Annotated in this window: 25 protein-coding genes and 1 tRNA gene; 20 read left to right on the plus strand and 6 right to left on the minus strand. The window is 44.3% G+C overall.

All coding sequences use genetic code 11. The annotated features are described in order from the left end of the window. Positions 1 to 230: 230 nt before the first annotated feature. From ung to MKX68_RS20930, 4 genes are all read left to right on the plus strand, one after another. A complete protein-coding gene (gene ung / locus MKX68_RS20915) occupies positions 231 to 899 on the plus strand; it encodes a uracil-DNA glycosylase (protein WP_340913984.1) in 669 nt (222 codons plus the stop codon). A gap of 19 nt (positions 900 to 918) precedes the next feature. Continuing rightward, positions 919 to 1,338, plus strand: a complete 420-nt coding sequence (locus tag MKX68_RS20920; protein ID WP_017687369.1) for a hypothetical protein — start codon at positions 919 to 921, stop codon at positions 1,336 to 1,338. A gap of 458 nt (positions 1,339 to 1,796) precedes the next feature. Beyond that, entirely contained in the window at positions 1,797 to 2,381 is a 585-nt protein-coding gene (locus MKX68_RS20925; RefSeq protein ID WP_340913985.1) for an LOG family protein, read from the plus strand. Between the two features lie 120 nt (positions 2,382 to 2,501). Continuing rightward, the gene (locus MKX68_RS20930) at positions 2,502 to 2,630 is read left to right on the plus strand and encodes a hypothetical protein (RefSeq protein WP_255319930.1); all 129 of its coding nucleotides are present in this window, start codon (positions 2,502 to 2,504) and stop codon (positions 2,628 to 2,630) included. Between the two features lie 217 nt (positions 2,631 to 2,847). Here MKX68_RS20930 and MKX68_RS20935 read toward each other — a convergent pair whose 3' ends face one another. Further along, positions 2,848 to 3,114, minus strand: a complete 267-nt coding sequence (locus MKX68_RS20935) for a hypothetical protein (protein WP_036614763.1) — start codon at positions 3,112 to 3,114, stop codon at positions 2,848 to 2,850. Positions 3,115 to 3,345: 231 nt separating this feature from the next. Here MKX68_RS20935 and MKX68_RS20940 point away from each other — a divergent pair, with 231 nt between their 5' ends. The 10 genes from MKX68_RS20940 to MKX68_RS20985 all read left to right on the plus strand — a co-directional run bounded on the left by MKX68_RS20940 (position 3,346) and on the right by MKX68_RS20985 (position 12,003). Further along, positions 3,346 to 4,083, plus strand: coding sequence for a glycerophosphodiester phosphodiesterase (locus MKX68_RS20940; protein WP_340913986.1), 738 nt, complete (start codon positions 3,346 to 3,348; stop codon positions 4,081 to 4,083). A 272-nt stretch (positions 4,084 to 4,355) separates the two neighbouring features. Then, positions 4,356 to 5,411 (plus strand): FecCD family ABC transporter permease, encoded by a 1,056-nt coding sequence (locus MKX68_RS20945; protein ID WP_036614761.1) that lies wholly within the window; start codon positions 4,356 to 4,358, stop codon positions 5,409 to 5,411. A gap of 2 nt (positions 5,412 to 5,413) precedes the next feature. Next, positions 5,414 to 6,445 carry a FecCD family ABC transporter permease gene (locus MKX68_RS20950; protein ID WP_237174416.1) on the plus strand — a complete coding sequence of 344 codons (1,032 nt, stop codon included), beginning with the start codon at positions 5,414 to 5,416 and terminating at the stop codon, positions 6,443 to 6,445. 44 nt (positions 6,446 to 6,489) lie between these two features. After that, a complete protein-coding gene (locus MKX68_RS20955; protein ID WP_091028558.1) occupies positions 6,490 to 8,205 on the plus strand; it encodes an ABC transporter ATP-binding protein in 1,716 nt (571 codons plus the stop codon). A gap of 232 nt (positions 8,206 to 8,437) precedes the next feature. Then, on the plus strand, positions 8,438 to 8,767 hold the full coding sequence (locus MKX68_RS20960; RefSeq protein WP_340913987.1) for a hypothetical protein: 330 nt from the start codon (positions 8,438 to 8,440) through the stop codon (positions 8,765 to 8,767). Positions 8,768 to 8,893: 126 nt separating this feature from the next. Next, positions 8,894 to 9,463 carry a DUF3221 domain-containing protein gene (locus MKX68_RS20965; protein ID WP_340913988.1) on the plus strand — a complete coding sequence of 190 codons (570 nt, stop codon included), beginning with the start codon at positions 8,894 to 8,896 and terminating at the stop codon, positions 9,461 to 9,463. Positions 9,464 to 9,512: 49 nt separating this feature from the next. Beyond that, entirely contained in the window at positions 9,513 to 9,914 is a 402-nt protein-coding gene (locus MKX68_RS20970; protein WP_340913989.1) for a DUF5071 domain-containing protein, read from the plus strand. 84 nt (positions 9,915 to 9,998) lie between these two features. Further along, positions 9,999 to 11,084, plus strand: coding sequence for a DUF3626 domain-containing protein (locus MKX68_RS20975; RefSeq protein WP_340913990.1), 1,086 nt, complete (start codon positions 9,999 to 10,001; stop codon positions 11,082 to 11,084). Positions 11,085 to 11,385: 301 nt separating this feature from the next. After that, entirely contained in the window at positions 11,386 to 11,565 is a 180-nt protein-coding gene (locus MKX68_RS20980) for a ribbon-helix-helix protein, CopG family (RefSeq protein ID WP_076328061.1), read from the plus strand. Positions 11,566 to 11,709: 144 nt separating this feature from the next. Continuing rightward, the gene (locus MKX68_RS20985; protein WP_340913991.1) at positions 11,710 to 12,003 is read left to right on the plus strand and encodes a DUF6809 family protein; all 294 of its coding nucleotides are present in this window, start codon (positions 11,710 to 11,712) and stop codon (positions 12,001 to 12,003) included. A 221-nt stretch (positions 12,004 to 12,224) separates the two neighbouring features. Here the strand turns inward: MKX68_RS20985 and MKX68_RS20990 are convergent, their stop codons facing one another. Further along, complete coding sequence (locus MKX68_RS20990) at positions 12,225 to 13,127, minus strand: manganese catalase family protein (RefSeq protein WP_340913992.1); 903 nt, start codon at positions 13,125 to 13,127, stop codon at positions 12,225 to 12,227. Positions 13,128 to 13,389: 262 nt separating this feature from the next. On the opposite strand from MKX68_RS20990, the gene MKX68_RS20995 reads away from it, so the two are divergent. The 4 genes from MKX68_RS20995 to MKX68_RS21010 all read left to right on the plus strand — a co-directional run bounded on the left by MKX68_RS20995 (position 13,390) and on the right by MKX68_RS21010 (position 14,757). Further along, entirely contained in the window at positions 13,390 to 13,698 is a 309-nt protein-coding gene (locus tag MKX68_RS20995) for a hypothetical protein (RefSeq protein WP_340913993.1), read from the plus strand. Between the two features lie 56 nt (positions 13,699 to 13,754). Then, positions 13,755 to 14,075 (plus strand): DUF3889 domain-containing protein, encoded by a 321-nt coding sequence (locus MKX68_RS21000; protein ID WP_036614744.1) that lies wholly within the window; start codon positions 13,755 to 13,757, stop codon positions 14,073 to 14,075. A 195-nt stretch (positions 14,076 to 14,270) separates the two neighbouring features. Continuing rightward, complete coding sequence (locus MKX68_RS21005) at positions 14,271 to 14,492, plus strand: hypothetical protein (RefSeq protein ID WP_076328059.1); 222 nt, start codon at positions 14,271 to 14,273, stop codon at positions 14,490 to 14,492. Then, positions 14,476 to 14,757 (plus strand): hypothetical protein, encoded by a 282-nt coding sequence (locus MKX68_RS21010; protein ID WP_340913994.1) that lies wholly within the window; start codon positions 14,476 to 14,478, stop codon positions 14,755 to 14,757. Before MKX68_RS21005 ends, MKX68_RS21010 begins: the two co-directional genes overlap by 17 nt. A 75-nt stretch (positions 14,758 to 14,832) precedes the next feature. Here MKX68_RS21010 and MKX68_RS21015 read toward each other — a convergent pair whose 3' ends face one another. The 3 genes from MKX68_RS21015 to MKX68_RS21025 all read right to left on the minus strand — a co-directional run bounded on the left by MKX68_RS21015 (position 14,833) and on the right by MKX68_RS21025 (position 16,122). Further along, positions 14,833 to 15,069: a DUF3892 domain-containing protein gene (locus MKX68_RS21015; RefSeq protein WP_017687389.1), complete on the minus strand. Its 237-nt coding sequence runs from the start codon at positions 15,067 to 15,069 to the stop codon at positions 14,833 to 14,835. A 113-nt stretch (positions 15,070 to 15,182) separates the two neighbouring features. Beyond that, positions 15,183 to 15,626 carry a GNAT family N-acetyltransferase gene (locus MKX68_RS21020; RefSeq protein WP_036614958.1) on the minus strand — a complete coding sequence of 148 codons (444 nt, stop codon included), beginning with the start codon at positions 15,624 to 15,626 and terminating at the stop codon, positions 15,183 to 15,185. Between the two features lie 238 nt (positions 15,627 to 15,864). After that, the gene (locus MKX68_RS21025) at positions 15,865 to 16,122 is read right to left on the minus strand and encodes a hypothetical protein (protein ID WP_253439181.1); all 258 of its coding nucleotides are present in this window, start codon (positions 16,120 to 16,122) and stop codon (positions 15,865 to 15,867) included. 144 nt (positions 16,123 to 16,266) lie between these two features. On the opposite strand from MKX68_RS21025, the gene MKX68_RS21030 reads away from it, so the two are divergent. Next, positions 16,267 to 16,339, plus strand: a tRNA-Val gene (locus tag MKX68_RS21030). 384 nt (positions 16,340 to 16,723) lie between these two features. On the opposite strand, the gene MKX68_RS21035 is transcribed toward MKX68_RS21030, so the two are convergent. Then, the gene (locus MKX68_RS21035) at positions 16,724 to 17,044 is read right to left on the minus strand and encodes a hypothetical protein (RefSeq protein ID WP_340913995.1); all 321 of its coding nucleotides are present in this window, start codon (positions 17,042 to 17,044) and stop codon (positions 16,724 to 16,726) included. 788 nt (positions 17,045 to 17,832) lie between these two features. Here MKX68_RS21035 and MKX68_RS21040 point away from each other — a divergent pair. Further along, positions 17,833 to 18,840 (plus strand): YecA family protein, encoded by a 1,008-nt coding sequence (locus MKX68_RS21040; RefSeq protein WP_340913996.1) that lies wholly within the window; start codon positions 17,833 to 17,835, stop codon positions 18,838 to 18,840. The last annotated feature ends 98 nt before the right edge of the window (positions 18,841 to 18,938 follow it).

An 18,938-nucleotide genomic window follows, 5' to 3' on the forward strand; every position in this document is an offset into this window, starting at 1 on the left:
CATCGCGCAACAGCGTGGTGACTTTTTTGTATGAGTATACTTAGTGTAGCAAGAACACGGTTTATTCCGAGGTGAACGTATACCCTGATGTGCAATTCTGGTCTGCTGTCCCCGGTTATGTTAAAATGGTGGATAGTCTATGAGTTGCATGACATGCGGCTCTCAGAAGGTAGAGCCCAGTAGTTGGGCTGAGCGAAACTGCATTCATCAGGGGAAAGGAGCCTATACATATGTTTGGAAACGATTGGGACAAGGTGCTTCAGGAAGAGACGGAAGCCGACTATTTTAACAAGATTCGTTACACTCTCGCCGCTGAGTACAAAACGCAGACGGTCTTTCCGCCCAAAGAAGACCTGTTCTCTGCACTGAAGCTGACGCCATATCATCAGGTTAAGGCTGTTATTATTGGTCAGGACCCTTATCACGGAGCGGGTCAGGCTCATGGATTAAGTTTTTCGGTTAGACCGGGGGTACGTGTACCGCCTTCTCTGAAAAATATATATAAGGAACTTCATGCCGATCTGGACCTGCCAATTCCGAATCATGGATCTCTGGTTCATTGGGCGCAGCAGGGTGTGCTGCTATTAAATGCGGTTCTGACAGTCCGTGAAGGTCAGCCGAACTCCCATCAGTCACTGGGCTGGCAGACGTTTAGTGATGCTGTCATTCGTGCGTTGAATGAACGTTCGGAGCCGATGGTATATATGCTGTGGGGCAGTCATGCCCAGAAGAAAGGTGCTTTTATTAACAGGGACAAGCACCTGGTACTGGAGTCTACACATCCCAGTCCGCTGGCTGCGCATCGTGGATTCCTCGGCAGTCGTCCCTTTTCCAAAGCCAATGACTTCTTGACCTCCAAAGGTATTGAACCGATCGATTGGAAGATACCTGAAAACTAGACAGATGGAGGTGAGAACATTGCGACATTGGATAGGACGAAAAGTAGCGGTATATCGTGCAACAGGCATACGGGAGCCATTAAAGGGAACGCTGGTCGAGTGGGATGAAGAAGCGGAATGTGTACGGATCGGACCGAAACGGATTAAGGTGTCGTTTGACAATATCGCAATGATAAGACCTCTTCCCGAAGAGAGTCTTCCCTTAAAGAAAGCACGTTCTGAAGTGCACAAGGTTGGATATGTGATGAAAAAGGCGATTCAGTTCGAAAATGCGATCTATTTCAAGTCACAGGTGATGATCTGGCGCCGGGCCAAAATTGTAGCATTATCCACGACGATTCTGCGTCATGACGAGGATCAGGTTGAACTTGCAGATGGTCGGGTTCTTCGTAAAGACAAGCATATGTTTGTCGTACGTTCACGCCGTGGCATACGTTAGATATACGAAGATTTAATATTCATTTCATGCAAAAATCATACGGATTTAATGTTTGGTCTGTATATTAGGTAGTAACAACCCCTTCTAAATTGATGTGTATTGCAATGGGAGCCCGACCGGCTGCAAACGGTCGGGTTTTTTTGTCCATTGGTTCTGTTAACCTGTTGTACATACCCATAACATTCATGTTGTATACTATTAAAATAGAAAATTGAACTAAACATTTACACGAGAACGTAGAGGACAGAAATAACCTGAAGAAGCGGAGCGTTCGCCTAAAAGCTTTCTGAAAGAAAGCTACATCGGAAGCATACGCTATCCCAAGATTTTCACCTTTGTAAAATTAAATCAAAAAATCTGGGGATAACAGCGATCGGAAGGTTGTTCTGTCATCGAAGTGGCAAGTGTAAATATTCTTTAGTTCAATCTAAAAAGATCATGAGAAGGAGTGAAACCCAATGAAACGTATAGCTGTTTTTGCAGGCTCCAATCCGGGAAATCACCCCGAATATACAGAGAAGGCTGTTCAACTGGGCAAACAGATTGCCAATAGTGGTTATGCACTGGTTTATGGTGGTTCTTGCATGGGCTTGATGGGTGCAGTAGCCGATGCTGCTCTTGAGCAAGGAGGAGAAGTAATCGGGGTTATGCCTACCGGATTGTTCCGGGGCGAGGTTGTTCATGGAGGGCTCACACAACTGATTGAAGTGGGAACCATGCATGAACGGAAGGCTACGATGGCGGAATTATCCGATGGATTCATTGCACTTCCCGGAGGTATGGGTACATTTGAAGAACTATTCGAAGTCCTGTGCTGGGCACAGATCGGTATTCATCGTAAGCCTGTCGGCTTATTAAATGTCAACGGATATTATGGACCGCTGATGAAGATGGTAGAACATAGCGTACAGGAAGGATTCTCCAACACCTCGCATCTCAGTCTATGGAGTCTGGAAGCTGATCCGGCTGAACTGATCAAACAAATGTCATCCTATATTCCTGCAGAGCTGACTCAGAAGTGGTCACAACTCAACGGGAAATGAGTGCATAAGAATATGGGCCTGAACCTACTCGTTCCTCGGGAGAATTTTTGATCTGCCCAAGCAAGTTGCGCTATCGGACATAGTCTATAGTGTACTTCGATGAAGAGGGGAGTGTCACTGATGAGCGAACTCAAAGGTACAGGTTACGGATATTGCGGAGGCTTCGGTGGTGGAGCATGGACATCGACAGGTGCAATTCTGGTATTGTTCATTCTGTTGGTTATTATCTCTCGCACATTCATTCTGTAATTCGGTCAGTATCCCGGGACGGGGATCACGCTGCAGAGGCAGCGCCCGAATAAAAAATGACCTTTCCAAAGAGACGTCGGTATATGCCGGCGTTTCAGGGGAACGGTTTTTTGACGTTTCCAGCATACGTAAATAATTGAAAAAGCAAAAACCTGCCCCTGAATAAGGTCAGAAGCAGGAGAGAGCCTCCTGAGCCATTTGCTGCGTAACAAGCAGCTTACACCACAACAGCAGTTTGATCCGGATTACTTAACGATTTCCAGGCGATATATAGCCCGATGGCGGCTGCAATTAAGGAGAGTATTGCTGCAACAATAGCCAGCTGATCCAGTGTGTTGGGTGAACTGGAGTTAAGAGATCGCTGATTAGCCGTTTTGCCGGATTTGTTTTTGATATGGACAGATGATCTGGAAAGCCTGGAAGCCGACTGTAACTGGGATGTGTGAGGACGCGTAGGTATCGATTTTTTCTTTGAGGGATTCAATAGTCAACCTCCTTATAACGGAGTTCAGTGCTTCCATCGTTCATACTATGTTATGTCGATTTTCAGATTGAGTTCGCAAAAATGAGTGAATCCCCAGCCCGTTAGATGTTGAACCCGTTCGCTAGTATCAGCGAAGCAGGTAACCCATTATACGCTCTGTTAATACAGGTCTAACAAACGGTGTTTATAGTAAGGATCATAGAGTGAAGCTTGAACACAGGAGGCGCTGGAATGAGGAACATGGAGATTATTGCCCACCGCGGTGCATCTGCCGTATGCCCGGAGAACACGATGAGCGCTTTTGAACGGAGTCTGGAGCTTGGAGCGACAGGCATTGAAACCGATGTGCAGATGACGAGCGATGGCAGACTGGTACTGATTCATGATGAGACGTTAAGCCGAACTGGCGGCACAGAAGGCTGGGTTAAAGATACGACTTACGATCAATTGCGCACACGGGATGCGGGGTCCTGGTTCCATGCTGATTTTACCGGGGAACGTATTCCTTCTCTGGAGGAGTTATTTAAGCTGGTACAGGGGAAAGGAACGCTGCTTAATCTGGAATTGAAAAATGGTATTGTGAGTTATAAGGGGATGGAAGAAAAGGTTATACAGGCAATCCGGGACTGGAATCTGGAGCAACAGGTTGTGCTGTCCAGCTTCAATCATGCTTCGCTCGTGAGATGTAAACGTCTTGCCCCGGAGATTCGTACAGCACTTCTATATATGGAAAAGTTGTATCGTCCCTATGATTATGCCGCCAAACTCGAGGCTACCGGCCTTCATCCCTACAAGCTGGCGGTGACACAAGAAGATGTTGCTGCTGCACTGGCACATGGCGTTGTTACCTATCCATTTACGGTGAATGATCCTGCTGAGATGCAGGCCATGATTGACATGGGTGTGCAAGGGATCATTACTGATGTTCCGGATGTCCTGGCATCCTTACTTACGGTACATGCTCGTTAAACGAGTCTGTATTTTACATGTTCTACATATGCAATGATAAGGCTGTGTTCGAGCTATTTGGCTCTTGCGCAGCCTTTTTGCGTGTAAAATTGTGTGCAAATCTTCATATATGCAATAAACATGTCCTATTTGTCCATTGCCAGAGCCCGTGGATTCACTTACAATGGTCTATGGGAATGAGAATCAATATCATTAAAGTTCGGTATTTATAGAGAGGTGATTGTTATGTACATAGGTTTGAGCCACTCCACTCATAACGAGGGTGGGCGCGTATGAGTTCACAAGCTTCACCAGAAAAACATAATCCGGATTCACCCACAGCGAAGATACACACTCGTCCGTGGGCAGCCACACTTATTCTTACAGGGGGAGTTTTGCTACTCGCTCTGGGTATGGCGTTGTCCATTTCATTTGGCGCTGCTGATATTAAGCTTAGTGTAGTCTGGAAGGCTATCTTTGATTTCAATCCTGAGCTGACACCACATCAGATCATATGGGAGATTCGGTTACCACGTATTCTTGGAGGAGCAATGGTAGGTGCATGTTTCGCTGTAGCTGGGGCGATCATGCAGGGCATGACTCGTAACCCACTGGCCGATTCAGGTCTGCTCGGGTTAAATGCGGGAGCTGGATTTGCACTTGCAGTTTGTTTTGCCTTCTTCCCTGGATTGCCATTTATGTATATCATCATGTATTCCTTCCTTGGGGCAGGGCTTGGGGTCCTGTTGGTGTATGGTTTTGGTGCAGCTTCCAAATCGGGTCTGACACCACTACGCCTTGTGCTTGCAGGTGCGGCTGTATCAGCAATGTTGTCGGCACTCAGTGAAGGGATTGCATTGTACTTCAGAATTGGACAAGATCTGGCTTTCTGGACAGCCGGTGGGGTAGCCGGAACGAAGTGGTCTCAACTTGAGGTCATGTTCCCCTGGGTACTCGCGGCACTGATCGCAGGTCTTCTCATCTCCCGTTCCATTACTCTGCTTAGTCTCGGAGAAGATATTGCGGTAGGCTTGGGGCAACGTACTGGGCTGATCAAGCTCATAGGCCTGATTGTTGTACTGATTCTCGCGGGTACCGCTGTGTCCGTGGTGGGTGCGGTCGGTTTTGTTGGACTCATCATTCCCCATCTTACGCGGAAGCTGGTTGGGGTCGATTATCGCTGGATTATTCCATGTTCCGCTGTGATGGGCAGTCTGTTGCTCGTATTTGCGGATCTGGCTGCACGTATGATTAACCCGCCGTACGAGACGCCAATTGGCGCATTGGTTGCCCTCATCGGGGTACCATTCTTCCTGTATCTGGCGCGTAAAGAAAGGAGGACTCTGTAACGATGGAATCCTCAACAATAGTTGGAGCAGAGCGCAAGAAGAGAACCAAGAGTACGATTGTCCTCATTGTGCTTGCCCTATTAATTATTACGGCTTTTGTGGTGAGCATGAACACAGGTTTTACCAAGCTTTCGCCGCTTGAGGTGTTGCGAACCCTGTTTGGTGGAGGCACGGCGAAACAGGAATTGATCCTGTTTGAATTCCGTCTGCCACGTATTGTGATTTCGGTGCTGGTCGGAGCTGGACTAGCATTGTCTGGTTGTATTTTGCAGGGGGTATCTCGAAATGCGCTGGCAGATCCAGGGATCCTCGGGATTAATGCAGGTGCTGGTCTGGTCGTCATGTTATTTGTTTCCTTTTTCCCGACAACGACAGCAGCGCCAGTATTTCTTTTGCCAATTTTGGCCCTGATCGGTTCCGGTTTTGCTGCATTTCTGATCTACATTCTCTCTTACAAAAAAGGAGAGGGCATCCTGCCTACGCGTATGTTACTTACGGGGATCGGGGTAGCGGCGGGAATCAGTTCTGCCATGATCGTGCTTACATTACGGCTTAGTCCGGAAAAATATCAATTTGTGGCTACTTGGATGGCAGGTAGCATCTGGGGTTCGAACTGGAAATTTGTAACGGCATTGCTTCCGTTTCTAATCATTCTTGTACCGCTTGTTCTGTACAAGGCGCGGGTACTGAACGTACTGAATCTGGGTGACCAGACTGCGAGCGGACTCGGGACTCCGGTTGAGCGTGAGCGACTGATTTTGCTTGCGGCTGCGGTAGGCCTTGCCGGTTCATGTGTATCTGTGAGTGGGGGGATCGGTTTTGTTGGTCTGATCGGACCGCATTTGGCGCGTCGTCTGGTGGGGCCAAAGCATCAATTCCTGTTACCTGCATCTGCCTTGATTGGTTCATTGCTCGTACTGGTTGCAGATACGCTGGGTCGTGTCATCCTGCAGCCTTCGGAGATTCCTGCGGGGATCCTGGTTGCCATTATTGGTGCGCCATACTTCCTGTATCTCTTAAGCAAGACGAAATAGAACGTAATCATTATTGTGTGATTGCATAAGGAGGACTTCAGTCCATGCTTCGCCGTTTCTTTGCCTACTACAGGCCTTACAAAAAACTCTTTATTCTTGACTTCAGCTGTGCGATTCTGGTTGCGCTGCTGGAACTGGCTTTTCCACTGGCGGTCAACCGGGTAGTCGATGATCTGCTGCCAGGCGGCCGCTGGGACTGGATTCTATGGGCGTGTCTGGCATTGCTCGGCATCTATTTCCTGAATTCATTCCTGAACTTTGTGGTTACCTATTGGGGACACAAGCTGGGGATTAACATTGAGACGGATATGCGTAAAAGTCTGTTTAATCATGTGCAGAAGTTATCGTTCCGTTTCTTCGATAATACAAAAACAGGACATCTCGTGTCCCGCATGACTAACGACCTGATGGATATCGGTGAGATTGCCCATCATGGTCCAGAGGATGTATTTATTGCGGTGATGACACTGATTGGTGCATTCAGCATCATGATGAGCATTAACGGAAATCTGGCGGTGTTAACCTTTATCATCGTACCGCTGATTATTTATCTCTCGCTCTACTTTGGTAGCAAAATGTCCAAGGCATTCAGCCGAATGTTCGGAGATATTGCGGACTTCAATGCTCGCGTTGAGAACAATATCACAGGTATCCGTGTTGTTCAGGCTTTTGCTAATGAAGAGCATGAAAAAGCACAATTCGCTGTGAACAACGGTCGTTTCCGTCAGACCAAACTGATTGCATACAAAATCATGGCCTGGAACTCCTCTGTCAGTTATATGCTGATGAAGCTGGTATCCCTCTTTGTCCTGGTTTGCGGAACATGGTTTGTCATTAATGGCAGTATGACCTACGGTCAGTTCATTGCATTTATTATGTTGTCCAATGTGTTCCTGACACCGATCCAGAAGATCAACTCGGTTATTGAGACGTATCCGAAAGGGATTGCAGGCTTCAAACGTTATACGGAGCTGCTTGATATGGAACCGGATGTGGAAGATCGTCCAGGTGCCGTTGCGGTATCCCATTTGCGTGGAGATATTCGTTATGAGCAAGTGACCTTTGGTTATTCGGATCAGGAGCCTGTGCTCAAAGGTATTGATCTAAATGTACATGCAGGTGAAACGGTAGCCCTTGTCGGTCCATCGGGGGCAGGTAAAACAACGCTATGCAGTCTGCTGCCACGGTTCTATGATGTGCTGGAAGGTCGCATCACGATTGATGGGCAGGAGATACAGGATATGACACTGGACTCCTTGCGTAGTCAGATCGGTATTGTACAACAGGATGTATTCCTCTTCGATGGAACCATTCGCGAGAATATTGCCTACGGCAAGCTGGATGCATCTGAAGAAGAAATCTGGATGGCCGCCAGACGTGCACAGATGGAACCTTTGATTCAATCGATGCCGGAAGGATTGGATACGTTAATTGGTGAACGCGGTGTGAAGCTGTCCGGTGGACAGAAACAGCGTTTGTCTATTGCCCGTATGTTCCTGAAAAACCCACCAATTCTGATCCTGGACGAAGCCACATCCGCGCTGGATACAGAAACGGAAGCGGCGATTCAACAATCGCTGGCTGAGTTGTCCGAGGGCCGGACCACCCTGGTTATCGCCCACAGGCTGGCTACGATCAAAAATGCAGACCGCATTATCGTTGTGGCTGAACAAGGCATTACGGAGCAGGGACGTCATGAAGAATTACTCGCAGCAGGTGGGGTGTACAGCCGCCTTCACTATGCGCAGTTTGGCGCGTAACTTGTTCGATGTGGATGTAACAATGTAAATACGAGAAGTAACGCTATCATTCTTGACTTGGAAGGGGTCAGGACGGTGGCGTTTTTTTCTATTTCATGATTAGGGTGAGAGTCTGCGGTGCAACGTTATTGTCTGCCTGTGATCATGGATATAGAAACGGGTAATATAGTAAAGAGAACGCTTAACGTGTAAGATATGTTCATCATCTTGCAAGATGTAGGAGGTGCACGATATGCAGTTGAACGATATGCTGAAAATTCTTATAACCTGTCTATTATTTGTTCTGATTTGGTGGTTTCTGACTCAAGGGATTCGCAAACTTTCCAGTATTCGTGCGGGGTCTGGTTTCCAACGCAGGGGTGGATGGTCCATTGGACTTTTCATTGTTGGCGCTGTGCCACTCGGTTTTTCGCTATACACAGAGATCTTTGATAAGCGCCTGGATGCCAACATCGGTTTGGGGCTTGCCATGTTTTTTGTATGGGCTTATTGTGTAATCTTGTTGTGTGCGGCGTTGGTGGTATGGGGAAGGTACGTGTACAAAAGGGAATCAAAGAAGTGATTATTTGGGTTGATCGGTGCTGGGTCCGTCAGGAAGTTAAGGGTGAGCTAACAGCTGTATTTGTAACAATAACCTGATATGAAACGTTAAGCTTAGAAAGAGGTGTTAGTAAAGGGGGATTTACATATGTCCTATCTTCGTCAAATCTTTATGTTGCTCTCAACCCTAATCATATGCCTTACGGGATGTTCAGGATCAAACGAATGCAACTCTGTGCAGACTCAAGCCAATGCACCAAGTGAAGATGGATTCACTGGTTATGTGGTTGAACGCAAAGACAATTCCATTCTTGTGGTTGATCCTGCATATGAGGATTTCAGTGCGAACGGAGGAGGAAATCGGTATTATCCGGCAAAATGGTTCTCCAATGCGCCTGATCCGCAGATCGGCTCCTATGTTGAAGTCTGGACGGATGGAGGCCCGGAAAATCAGCCCTATCCTGGGCAGGCCAGAGCAGAAAAGATAGCGGTATCTTGTCCAAATACTCCAGACGGTGCCCATCTAAGTGAGGCAGACGCCATTCGGGGTGGACTATACTCACCAGATGGAGAAAAATTACGTGTTCCTGTGATTGAAGATGTACAATTTGATCAGGATGCAGGAACGTGGACGATTCGCATGAGAGATGCGATGTCAACTACGGAGAATCAAGATGAGATTGATATCAAAGTAGACGATGTAGCGGCAGTCGAGTAACACAGGTGGGGTATGATTTTGCACATTGAGATTGAGGAAGGAAATTAAAATGGATATTAGGGAGTGCCTTCCCCGCGATAAGTTTGATTATGAAGCGGTGCGTAAGTTAAGCGAGTTCAGTGATGTCGAATTAAAAGTTATCATCCCAGAGCTTATGGAGTGGTTGCAAGACGGGAATTGGCCTATCTCTAAGCCGGTAGAGGATCTACTATTGAGATTGGGGGAGGATTTAATTCCTCATCTCAAGGATGTATTAAAAACCCAAGATCCACAGTGGGAATATTTCATTTTGGTCGGATTAATTGATCGATTACCTGTATCTCATCTAAGTATGCTACAGACGGATTTGGTAAGGATACTGGAATCTCCTACACCAGATGAGGTACTTGAGGAGTTGGATGGGGTTATCTTGGAGCTTTTGGAAAAGATAAGGGAGACCAACGAGAGATAGGCGGAGATATTAGGCTACAATCTATATGATAAACAAGCAAAACGCCATTATGATTTTATAAAAAGGGAAAGGACTCCTCTGCCCATGGAACTATCAAGGTCTCAGCAATTAGCTCAAGAGCATGTAACCAAATATGCAAGAAGCCGCAAAAATGAGGCGGAGCAAACCATTAAGGAAATCCTTCGTGTGTCCAACATCGAGCTGAAGACATTTGAAGATGCTATCACTAAACTAAAATCTCATGCAAGTATCGCGCTACACTTTCACCCAGACCGATTAGATCCGAATATGAAAAGCGTGGCTGAAGCACTATTTGAGCAGGGAGTTTATAAAAGTCAATTTGAGACTTTCTTATCGAATGGAAGTGTATCCGCATTTTCAGGTGGTGAACGTGACGTTTGGGAAAATAAAATGTTTGGCGGAGCGTACCAAATAAATGGCTCAACCAATAGCGAACGACCCAAGTATGGGGCACTCAATGTCATGTTACATCCCGATGGACCTGCTCCGCGTTTTGGATCATGTTATTTCCTTTTATCCGCTGAGGTCTCTCATCGTTGCACGTATACATATTTGGATTCTCACCAAGAACCTGAGGAAAAGGGAACGTACGAGGAATTTGATCTCATTTTGGCTGCTCTCTTGAGGGATGTATTTTATAGTAATTTTGCCATTGGTGAAAGAAATCTAACAGTTCAAAAGTTGATCGACCATATGCTCGTTAATCTTGAGAAACCGTTCCAAAATCCATCAAACCAAGAGCCAAACCGAAATCTGGACCATTATATCGAAGCTCAGGTTCATGGTGATATTTCCCTTGAAAAAGATGTCAAGATGCTTGTTGCCGACCCATCATTTAAAGGTACCCATACAGGAAGAATCTTAGAGCAAATATGTTTAAAGTATTCAATTGATCTCCACTGGCACATGGGCTTTACACTATTAGTTGATGACGTTCCAATGGATTTTCGAGGTCCTTCGATGCCTTCACTGGCCAAAAGAATTGCAAAAAGTGATTTGATTGATGCAAATATCATTGGTTCTGCAGCTATGGAATTGAAACAAAATCCAAGCCATTGGAGTGATAGAGGAACCTACAAAGAAGTTCTACAAGAGTTAAAATTACTCTGGCATGTCTTGGTGAGATATGGAAAGCCAATGGAAAAGTGAAAACGGTTTTCGAGATAAATATATTGAATACGTAGTGATGAAAATGCTAAAGCACCAAATTCTCCTTCGTACTTGTTTGCGTGTCTCCTGAATCTTAATGGTTACTCAATAATAGTACTCTAACAACCTTGAGCGCCTAAACGTTCAAGGTTGTTTTTTTATCATTAAAACGGATTACTGACTATAAATTTATCTATGAATCTGTTGTGACAAAAACGAACGTATGTTTTACAAGTGAATTGACTTTTTGTGCCAACAACAACTATACTATTATTGTTGGCACAAAAAGTGAGGTGAAGCAATGTCCGCCAAGAAGATGGGACGTCCGCTGTCTGACAATCCCAAAAGTGAAACGATCAAAATCCGTGTTGATCAGGAAATTATGAACAAGCTCGATATTTCGGCTGAGAAGCTGAATACGAATCGATCAGACATCGTTCGCAAAGGGATTGAGAAGATTTACGACGAACTCCAAAAATGAAAAAAGGAAGCAGCGTAAGTCCCACGAAGAACACGCTGCTTCCTAACCCACAATCACTTGTTGAATGAGCGACTGCATAAATATCCTATCATGTGTAGAACGTTCATTCAAGTGAGGTGCGAATTGATATACAGGAGGATGCACATGAATTCGATATTAGAAGCATTATATAATGGACGACTTCGACCGGATGAGATGATGATGCCGACACATCCTGAATACCAAGCGTTAGGGCGGCAGATTGCATCTCTGACAGAGCAATGGAAGAATCGATTGAGCGATGAAGAATTCCATGAGCTTGAACAGTTATTTGACTTGTGTGGCAGATGTGAGGGCATGCATACGGAAGCAGCGTTTGCACAAGGTTTTCGTCTGGGTGCCAACATGCTGATTGAAGTCATGAGTCAGCGGGAGGAATCGGTGTTGGAGTTTAACTAAGTTTAACGATGTGAGCAGAGATCCGGTTTACTTTTACGGCTAAATTCTCAGAAAATGACGGCATACAACATACTTATTTTGCATCATAAAATGGTATCAAAAATTGATTATAACAAAGCCCTCAAATCCTCTCTGCATTCAGCAGCAGGGTTCGAGGGCTTTACTTAAACATAGAGTTAACAATATATATATGGAAAGAATCTGTTAAACAAAATTGTTCCTTAATCCGCAATATTCCCCGCCATTTTTAGGCGACGCGCAATTTCCTTAAAGTCTTCTTGCGATATACCTGGTGCAAATTCTTCCTCGACCGCAGGATCTTCTGGAATCGGGAATCCTTCAGGAATCCCTTGGATGACTTCAAGAGGTTGTCCATCTTCGGGGTGAGTTCCTTTCCAGATCTGTCCAATCGTGTTGAAATCTTTATCACTATAGGTATACAGCTTGGTGTGTACCCCTTTTTCTTCATATTTACGAGCCTCGTTGAAGGCTTTGTTGTTCAGTGAAGGAATAGGAACCAGCTTGGTCACATTTACGCCAGTTGCAATCTCAAGCGCCTTTGCATAAGCAACCACATGCACACCACCGCGAACAAGCAGGTAACCAACCACTTCCCGGGCGGCCGGATGATCCGTCATTTCATATACTTTCATTTTATGGGTACGAGCGCCACATTCTAGGAAGAAGTTATGCAACAGATCCTCGACCAGGTTACCACTGTTGAAGACGTTTGCTCCCGTCCATGGATTACCCATAGAGTCAAAAGGCATTGCGCCTTGTGCACCTGCCAGATAGTGATATGACAGACGAGCATCCTTCACGGAACCTAGCGGCGTATCGTCAGGTTCTTTGTACTCGGTTGAACCTCTGAGGCACTTGTTAATGCCATGAGACACGAGCTCAACATGACCCAATTCTTCGGCGGTAATACTCATGACGAGGTCGTAGAAGGGCTTCAGCTTTTCTTTGGAACGAAAATTAAACGATTGATAGAGGTAGTTGTTCAACGTTGACATTTCTCCGAATTTGCCGCCGAGTAATTCTTGTATAGCTGCCGCAGCATTCGGATCTGGCTTCTCGACATTGGGAATCTCAATCAGGATTTCATCCAAGCGTTTGAACATTCGGGTGTAACCTCCTCAGATTGGTATTGCAGATCGTGTAGAATTTCAGATCGTGAAGTCACTCTGTCATGCCCTATTACACGTCTATTGGGTTTTTTAAACAAAAAATCAACCAAATGGGACTTAAGCATCGCATAACGCATGCCTCATCTCTTCTCCCTTTTGTTATTTCCAATACGGTGAATTTTATGTATAATCAAACATTCGAACGAGTCTTCACGTTACAAGAGAAGTGAGTCATGAATCCATAAAGGAGTAAGAGATGAACAAGCATTGGATACAAATAGTTGGGATTGTGATGTTTCTAATGATTCTGATGTACATAAGCAGCAAGCCTGCCACAGCATATGTCGTTACGAACGAGGTTCAGGTGGATGAAGAAACGCGGGAGTTACTTGAAAAGAAATACGGGTTGGATCGTCCTGAGGAGCCGAAGACACAACAACACGTTTTCTCGGGTGACTGGGGAATGAGTTTCCGGACGGAGCCTACTGATTCGTTTGACCGGCTTGTTCATGTGGTTCCTTTTTCCCTATGGCCACTGGCCTGGATCTTTCGTTTATTCGTGTAAAATGAAACCCGGACGGGCAATATAACAGAAACATATTGTCCCAAGGAGTGAGTGAAATGAGAATGCTCATCGTTACCGTCATGTCGGTAGTCCTGAGTTTAGCCGGAATTACATCAGGCACAGGCGCCGCCATCCCTGATTATGCGAAGTGGGGAATTATTGCGGTCAAAGAAACACAGACCAAGTATAATGTGGATATTTTGGACTATAAGCATATCGGTCGCACCTCTCTAACAGCGGATCAATCACGGGAACAGTTCAAGCTATGGGTTCGTGCGAAAGACGGCAAACAATTCGCAGTTTATGTAAATGTTGATTTTAATCCATCTACACAGCAGTTAAAGAAAGTACAATTTTCGGAATCGGACCGACACTGATCCGTCACTGAACTTGGTCATTACAAGTCACGTAGTTATATGAGCAGCATTATTAGAGGAACCAGACTCCCTTGATCGTTAAGGTGAAAGTCTGGTTTTTTTATTTTACAAAATCCTTTTTTTACTATTGAATAAAGAACTTATGTTCGCATATAATATGAAATACAAACAAACGTTCTTATCGGAGGGATGATTATGCTAGGGAAATATATTGGCCAGATGGTGGAGCTTGTCTACATGGATCGTGCAGGGCAGATAACGCAGCGACAGATTCGAATTAACAGTGTACGTGGCGGGATGATTAGAGCATCAGCGGGAAAAGAAGGCTCACCCCGAACCTTTCTGGAGCAAGGTATTCTGGCATGGCGTCCTGTTAAGGACCTGAATGGGGAGGTAAAGTATGCTGAACGACTTTGAACGCAAGATTTTACGTATTATGGTGAACTATGCAGGACAACGGCGCAGGCTGCCGCGTATGGATGAACTGGAGACCAAGACGGGACGAAGCAGAGCTTACATTCATGAGTCATTGCTGGAGCTTGAACGCACAGGGCACATCGCGTGGGAGAATCGGTCTACTCTCGAAGGGATACAGATTTTGCAGGCATGGGAACAGGTACAACAGCCGATTCGCAAAAGCCAACCTTCCGGGGACTCCATAAAATATTTTACGGACTACTAATTCTAATAAGAAAACGCCAACCCGGATATCCGGATCGGCGCTTACTGTGTCACACATACGACGTGTGCATCTATTTTAGAAATGGGGAAGTTGGTCCAGGTTGTTGGTGGGGTCACCGTCGGCATCGCCGCGAATGTACATTTCGCCATCCTTGCCTTTAAATACATTCACACCGGCAATAGCGCCAGCCTTTACTTCTGCAAGTGCCTGCTGATAATCCAGTACACGTCCTGCTGAAGTCTGAAAAGCTGTCAGGTCACCGTCACCATTTTTCTGTACGGCTGTGAAACTCTCGCGTGTTGTTTGATCCATGATGTCACACTCTCCTTATATGACGAGATAGGAATCTGTATACCTGATTAGCCTATCCGATTTCCTCGGAAGTATGCATCATATGCTGATAAAGACCTGCCAATGCCGAGGGTTTACAAGCTCTTTCTCATCCGAACATGCAGAATATCTGCATCATAAAAAGGTTCTTCTGAAATCACTTCATAACCCAGTTTTTCATAGAATTTCTGTGCCTGACATTGAGCATCCAGTACAGAATAGGATAAGCCGAGTTCACGTGCCAGCTCCTCCATCGCGAGCAGAAGCACACGTCCATAACCAAATGAACGATGAGATTCAAGCACTGCGATCCGCTGCATTTTGGCCGTATCCTTGCTGTAATAGATCAGACGTCCTGTGGCTACAGCTTGGCCATCCGTACTTAACAATACATGATGCACATCTGGACTGATGACATCATATTGATCAATCTCAATCTCGGCAGGCACCTGTTGCTCGATCACAAAAACGTGATGGCGAATTCCCAAGGCTTGCTCCAGTTGTTCTTCTGTCGATACATAACTAATCTCAGCTGCCAATTCCATTCCTTCTTTCTGCTCTTGCGCGACATATCAGACTGAATTATACAAAAAAATGTTTTTCCTGTATAGTGAAGTCTGGAACATATTGGGAGAGGAGGGGGTAGTGATGGGCATGACAGGCATCCTGGTAATTACATTGTTAATGTCGGCGGGAATGATTACTCTGTTGTATTTCGTTACGAAGAAAGCATACTCACGCAAGTGGGATGAAGAGGAGTGATTCACCTGTTAACCTTCACGGCAAGACTTCACTGCTTCCTCGTGGAGAATATACATCTTGAATTACAGATTTGGAGTATACGTCCAGCCAAACGGGCAGAGATTCAACATTTTCATTGGGTTGTTTTAACTGTTGGAATTGAACCGTATGTTCATCCCGCTCCAACCCGCAACCAGTAGCGGTTATAATGAGAATCGTAAGCCCAGCGAAGAGAAAGAAGCATTTGGTAAATGTATATTTATTGGATTTTGACCGTTTTGTTAAGTTTCTCATAGGGAATTCACCTCGTTGTAGAAATGGTAATCTTTCCTTTATTGTGCACCATTTCGGGTGAATTATAACCAAATAAATCATTGACAATGAACACGGTTACTTGATATGATACTGTTACTTGATTGGGAAACAATTATATATCATGATCTGTTAGCTCAGCTGGGAGAGCACTATCTTGACAGGGTAGGGGTCAGTGGTTCGAGCCCACTACAGATCATACGTAAGAGTCCTTGTTCAGCAGGGGCTTTTTTTATTTTCTATGCTCTGATAAAGGGCCGTAATATTGGATTTGGGGACAAACTGGGGACGAAGAATCGAATGATAATTAGCCTCATCCTCGTCTTCAAGTAGCAAGGTTCCTGCACTGTGTCGTAAGCCATGGAACTAAATGTATCGTAGACTATGCCTATCACAAAATCGCTTCTACCATTTTGAAGGATGTTGGTAATAGTAGGGTGTACCTGTTCCATTGTGGAATACATATTGCCGATCAGCACCAAGCCACTTGTCTTCTAAAAAATCTTTTCTTTTAACCACTCTTTTTTATAAATTTTCAGCTCATTCATATACCAATCTGGCATTTCGACATCTCTATATGAAGCTAAAGACTGCGGTCCTTTTTAACGGGCAGACCCTTCAAAGTTAGAGGGATGTTGTTTTTAATTCTTATCGCGTTATTGTCGAATAGAACTTCAGGCCATTCTAATCCGTTCAGTTCACCACGACTGAATCCTCCTAACATTGATCCTAAAATTAAAAGCCGCCATTTTCTTGTTTCTTTATATAACGCATCGACAACTTCATGCGCCTCCATTTCATCAATTATTTGGGTTTTTCCCTTTGCGCAATTAATTTCTCTTTTGCGTTTTTTGCGGTTGGTTTCCTTACGCCGTCCATGGGGTTCTCTTTTATTATTTTCCACTCGACTGCTCGGAAAAATATATTTTTAGCACGCGATGGATGTGTGCTAGTGTGCTGGCATCGGTGGTTCAAGCTGCTTGGCTTTTTGTTTTTCAGTTTGGGGTTTCTTGCTACTAGAAGGTTTCCTTGTTCTTGGTTTTTCTAGATCGTGAAAAAAGACACGAGTTTTAATGTGCTAATTTGATCTATACGATCATTCTTAAATGTGGGTATTAATCGATATCCAATAACATTCTCGCATACAGTTTAGGTAGTTAGAGAAAGGTTTTTTGGGTTACTGACATATTTGTTACGCCATTCTTCAATAAGTCAACGAATTTCGTTTTTTCCGGAGCTATATAAGCGCCTGCTTCTACTTCGATTCTTAATAATGCTGCATCCTCAATTGTGACTGATCTCCGAGGACGATTGCGAGTCCGTCCCCTTTTAATCCAAAATCAACTGTAAGCCTCCATTTAATTTCACCTCTTTTTTCAACGCTTCCTTTTTCCACTAGATCCCTTCTCATAGAGCACAAGTTCTGTTTTTTGTATGGTAAACAGCCTTGCGGCTGGAAAGGGCAAAGTTACATTTTCAAATTGTGTAATTGTTCGGGGATATGTATTACCACTTCATTCGTGGATTACCCCGATGGGGAACAGTTAGTAAGTTTTATAATATAACCGACAGATCGGTTGACAGAAGGATTGTACGCGGAGTAAAATTCCTTGCAGAAACCTTGAAATTAATAGGATAATGAAAAGTGCGCCAGGAAACTGGCGTACTATTATCTATAAGGGGAGCTAAGACATGAGAAGAGACATAAAGGTAGGACGTAATGACTTGTGTCCATGTGGAAGTGGAAAGAAGCATAAAAATTGTTGTATTAATACTGCTAGACGAAAATTCATGTCAGAGTTTGGACTAAACGCTTACACATCTCATTGTATAACGTTTTATCCAAATGATTTAAGGAAATTAGAATTTGATGAAAAGTATCACATCTATACAATAAATATGATCCCTAAACTCACATTTATCAAAAGTTCTCTAAGAATTGATAAGGAAAAAATTTATATAGAAATGTCCATGAAAATTAAAGAAGAAGAGAAGATAAGAGGATTTGATTTTAATTTTAGTGGTGTATCAGATCATAGAAACCTACATATTAACTTTGATAATGCTTCAAAAACTATTGAAATCACTGATAATAATGGGCATGGTATCGCAGAAAGGGCATTATATTTTTACCTAAAACGTACAACGTTAGAATTAAATTCGGAAATTTTGTATATTGGCCGAGCCTTTGGAACATCCGGAAATCGAACTGCCAAAGATCGCCTCATCTCACATAGCACCCTTCAGGAGATTCAATCGGATTTTCTTTTTAATGAACCTAGCGGTGAGATAGTGATTTCTCTATTGGAGTTCACTCCTCAATTAATTACTTCATTTGATGGTGTCAGCAAAGACTATGAGAAAAGTGATGAAGAGGATATCGCTCACATGAGGGAAGTAATGGGCTCTAACCCTTTGAGGTTACACAGTCATATGATTAACGTCATTGAAGCTGCTATGATAAACTATTTCAAACCTAAGTATAATAAACTGCTTAAAAACAACTTTCCAAACATAGAAAATTTGGGATATAGCCACTACTATGATTTAGATTACAACTCTATAATGGTTGAGATTGACATCGAGGCTTTAAATTCAAATGTTCACACGGATAATGCGACTTATTCTCTTTGGGAACCTATCACTTATCCTTTGCATTCTGAGGAAACTAGAAAGAGTATGTTTAATATTTTTGATTGATTTTGTTATTGTTGCTCTCAGTAATTGATAGTTATTTTAATCTCATGTTGAGTGGAGCTAATAGCGTCTGTAGTAAGTCGGCACAACGTCTGTGATTC

The sequence above is a fragment of the Paenibacillus sp. FSL M8-0212 genome (assembly GCF_038004645.1).
Classification (GTDB): Bacteria; Bacillota; Bacilli; order Paenibacillales; family Paenibacillaceae; genus Paenibacillus.

Coding starts and splice junctions, on each gene's coding strand:
- MKX68_RS20975 (WP_340913990.1), top strand. CDS start 9,999: ATGGAACTATCAAGGTCTCAGCAATTAGCTCAAGAGCATGTAACCAAA.
- MKX68_RS20990 (WP_340913992.1), bottom strand. CDS start 13,127: ATGTTCAAACGCTTGGATGAAATCCTGATTGAGATTCCCAATGTCGAG.
- MKX68_RS21005 (WP_076328059.1), top strand. CDS start 14,271: ATGCTAGGGAAATATATTGGCCAGATGGTGGAGCTTGTCTACATGGAT.
- MKX68_RS20970 (WP_340913989.1), top strand. CDS start 9,513: ATGGATATTAGGGAGTGCCTTCCCCGCGATAAGTTTGATTATGAAGCG.
- MKX68_RS20985 (WP_340913991.1), top strand. CDS start 11,710: ATGAATTCGATATTAGAAGCATTATATAATGGACGACTTCGACCGGAT.
- MKX68_RS20930 (WP_255319930.1), top strand. CDS start 2,502: ATGAGCGAACTCAAAGGTACAGGTTACGGATATTGCGGAGGCTTCGGT.
- MKX68_RS20960 (WP_340913987.1), top strand. CDS start 8,438: ATGCAGTTGAACGATATGCTGAAAATTCTTATAACCTGTCTATTATTT.
- MKX68_RS20945 (WP_036614761.1), top strand. CDS start 4,356: ATGAGTTCACAAGCTTCACCAGAAAAACATAATCCGGATTCACCCACA.
- MKX68_RS20995 (WP_340913993.1), top strand. CDS start 13,390: ATGAACAAGCATTGGATACAAATAGTTGGGATTGTGATGTTTCTAATG.
- MKX68_RS21025 (WP_253439181.1), bottom strand. CDS start 16,122: ATGAGAAACTTAACAAAACGGTCAAAATCCAATAAATATACATTTACC.
- MKX68_RS21000 (WP_036614744.1), top strand. CDS start 13,755: ATGAGAATGCTCATCGTTACCGTCATGTCGGTAGTCCTGAGTTTAGCC.
- MKX68_RS21015 (WP_017687389.1), bottom strand. CDS start 15,069: ATGGATCAAACAACACGCGAGAGTTTCACAGCCGTACAGAAAAATGGT.
- MKX68_RS20950 (WP_237174416.1), top strand. CDS start 5,414: ATGGAATCCTCAACAATAGTTGGAGCAGAGCGCAAGAAGAGAACCAAG.
- MKX68_RS20925 (WP_340913985.1), top strand. CDS start 1,797: ATGAAACGTATAGCTGTTTTTGCAGGCTCCAATCCGGGAAATCACCCC.
- MKX68_RS20940 (WP_340913986.1), top strand. CDS start 3,346: ATGAGGAACATGGAGATTATTGCCCACCGCGGTGCATCTGCCGTATGC.
- MKX68_RS20965 (WP_340913988.1), top strand. CDS start 8,894: ATGTCCTATCTTCGTCAAATCTTTATGTTGCTCTCAACCCTAATCATA.
- MKX68_RS20980 (WP_076328061.1), top strand. CDS start 11,386: ATGTCCGCCAAGAAGATGGGACGTCCGCTGTCTGACAATCCCAAAAGT.
- MKX68_RS20955 (WP_091028558.1), top strand. CDS start 6,490: ATGCTTCGCCGTTTCTTTGCCTACTACAGGCCTTACAAAAAACTCTTT.
- MKX68_RS21040 (WP_340913996.1), top strand. CDS start 17,833: ATGAGAAGAGACATAAAGGTAGGACGTAATGACTTGTGTCCATGTGGA.
- ung (WP_340913984.1), top strand. CDS start 231: ATGTTTGGAAACGATTGGGACAAGGTGCTTCAGGAAGAGACGGAAGCC.
- MKX68_RS21010 (WP_340913994.1), top strand. CDS start 14,476: ATGCTGAACGACTTTGAACGCAAGATTTTACGTATTATGGTGAACTAT.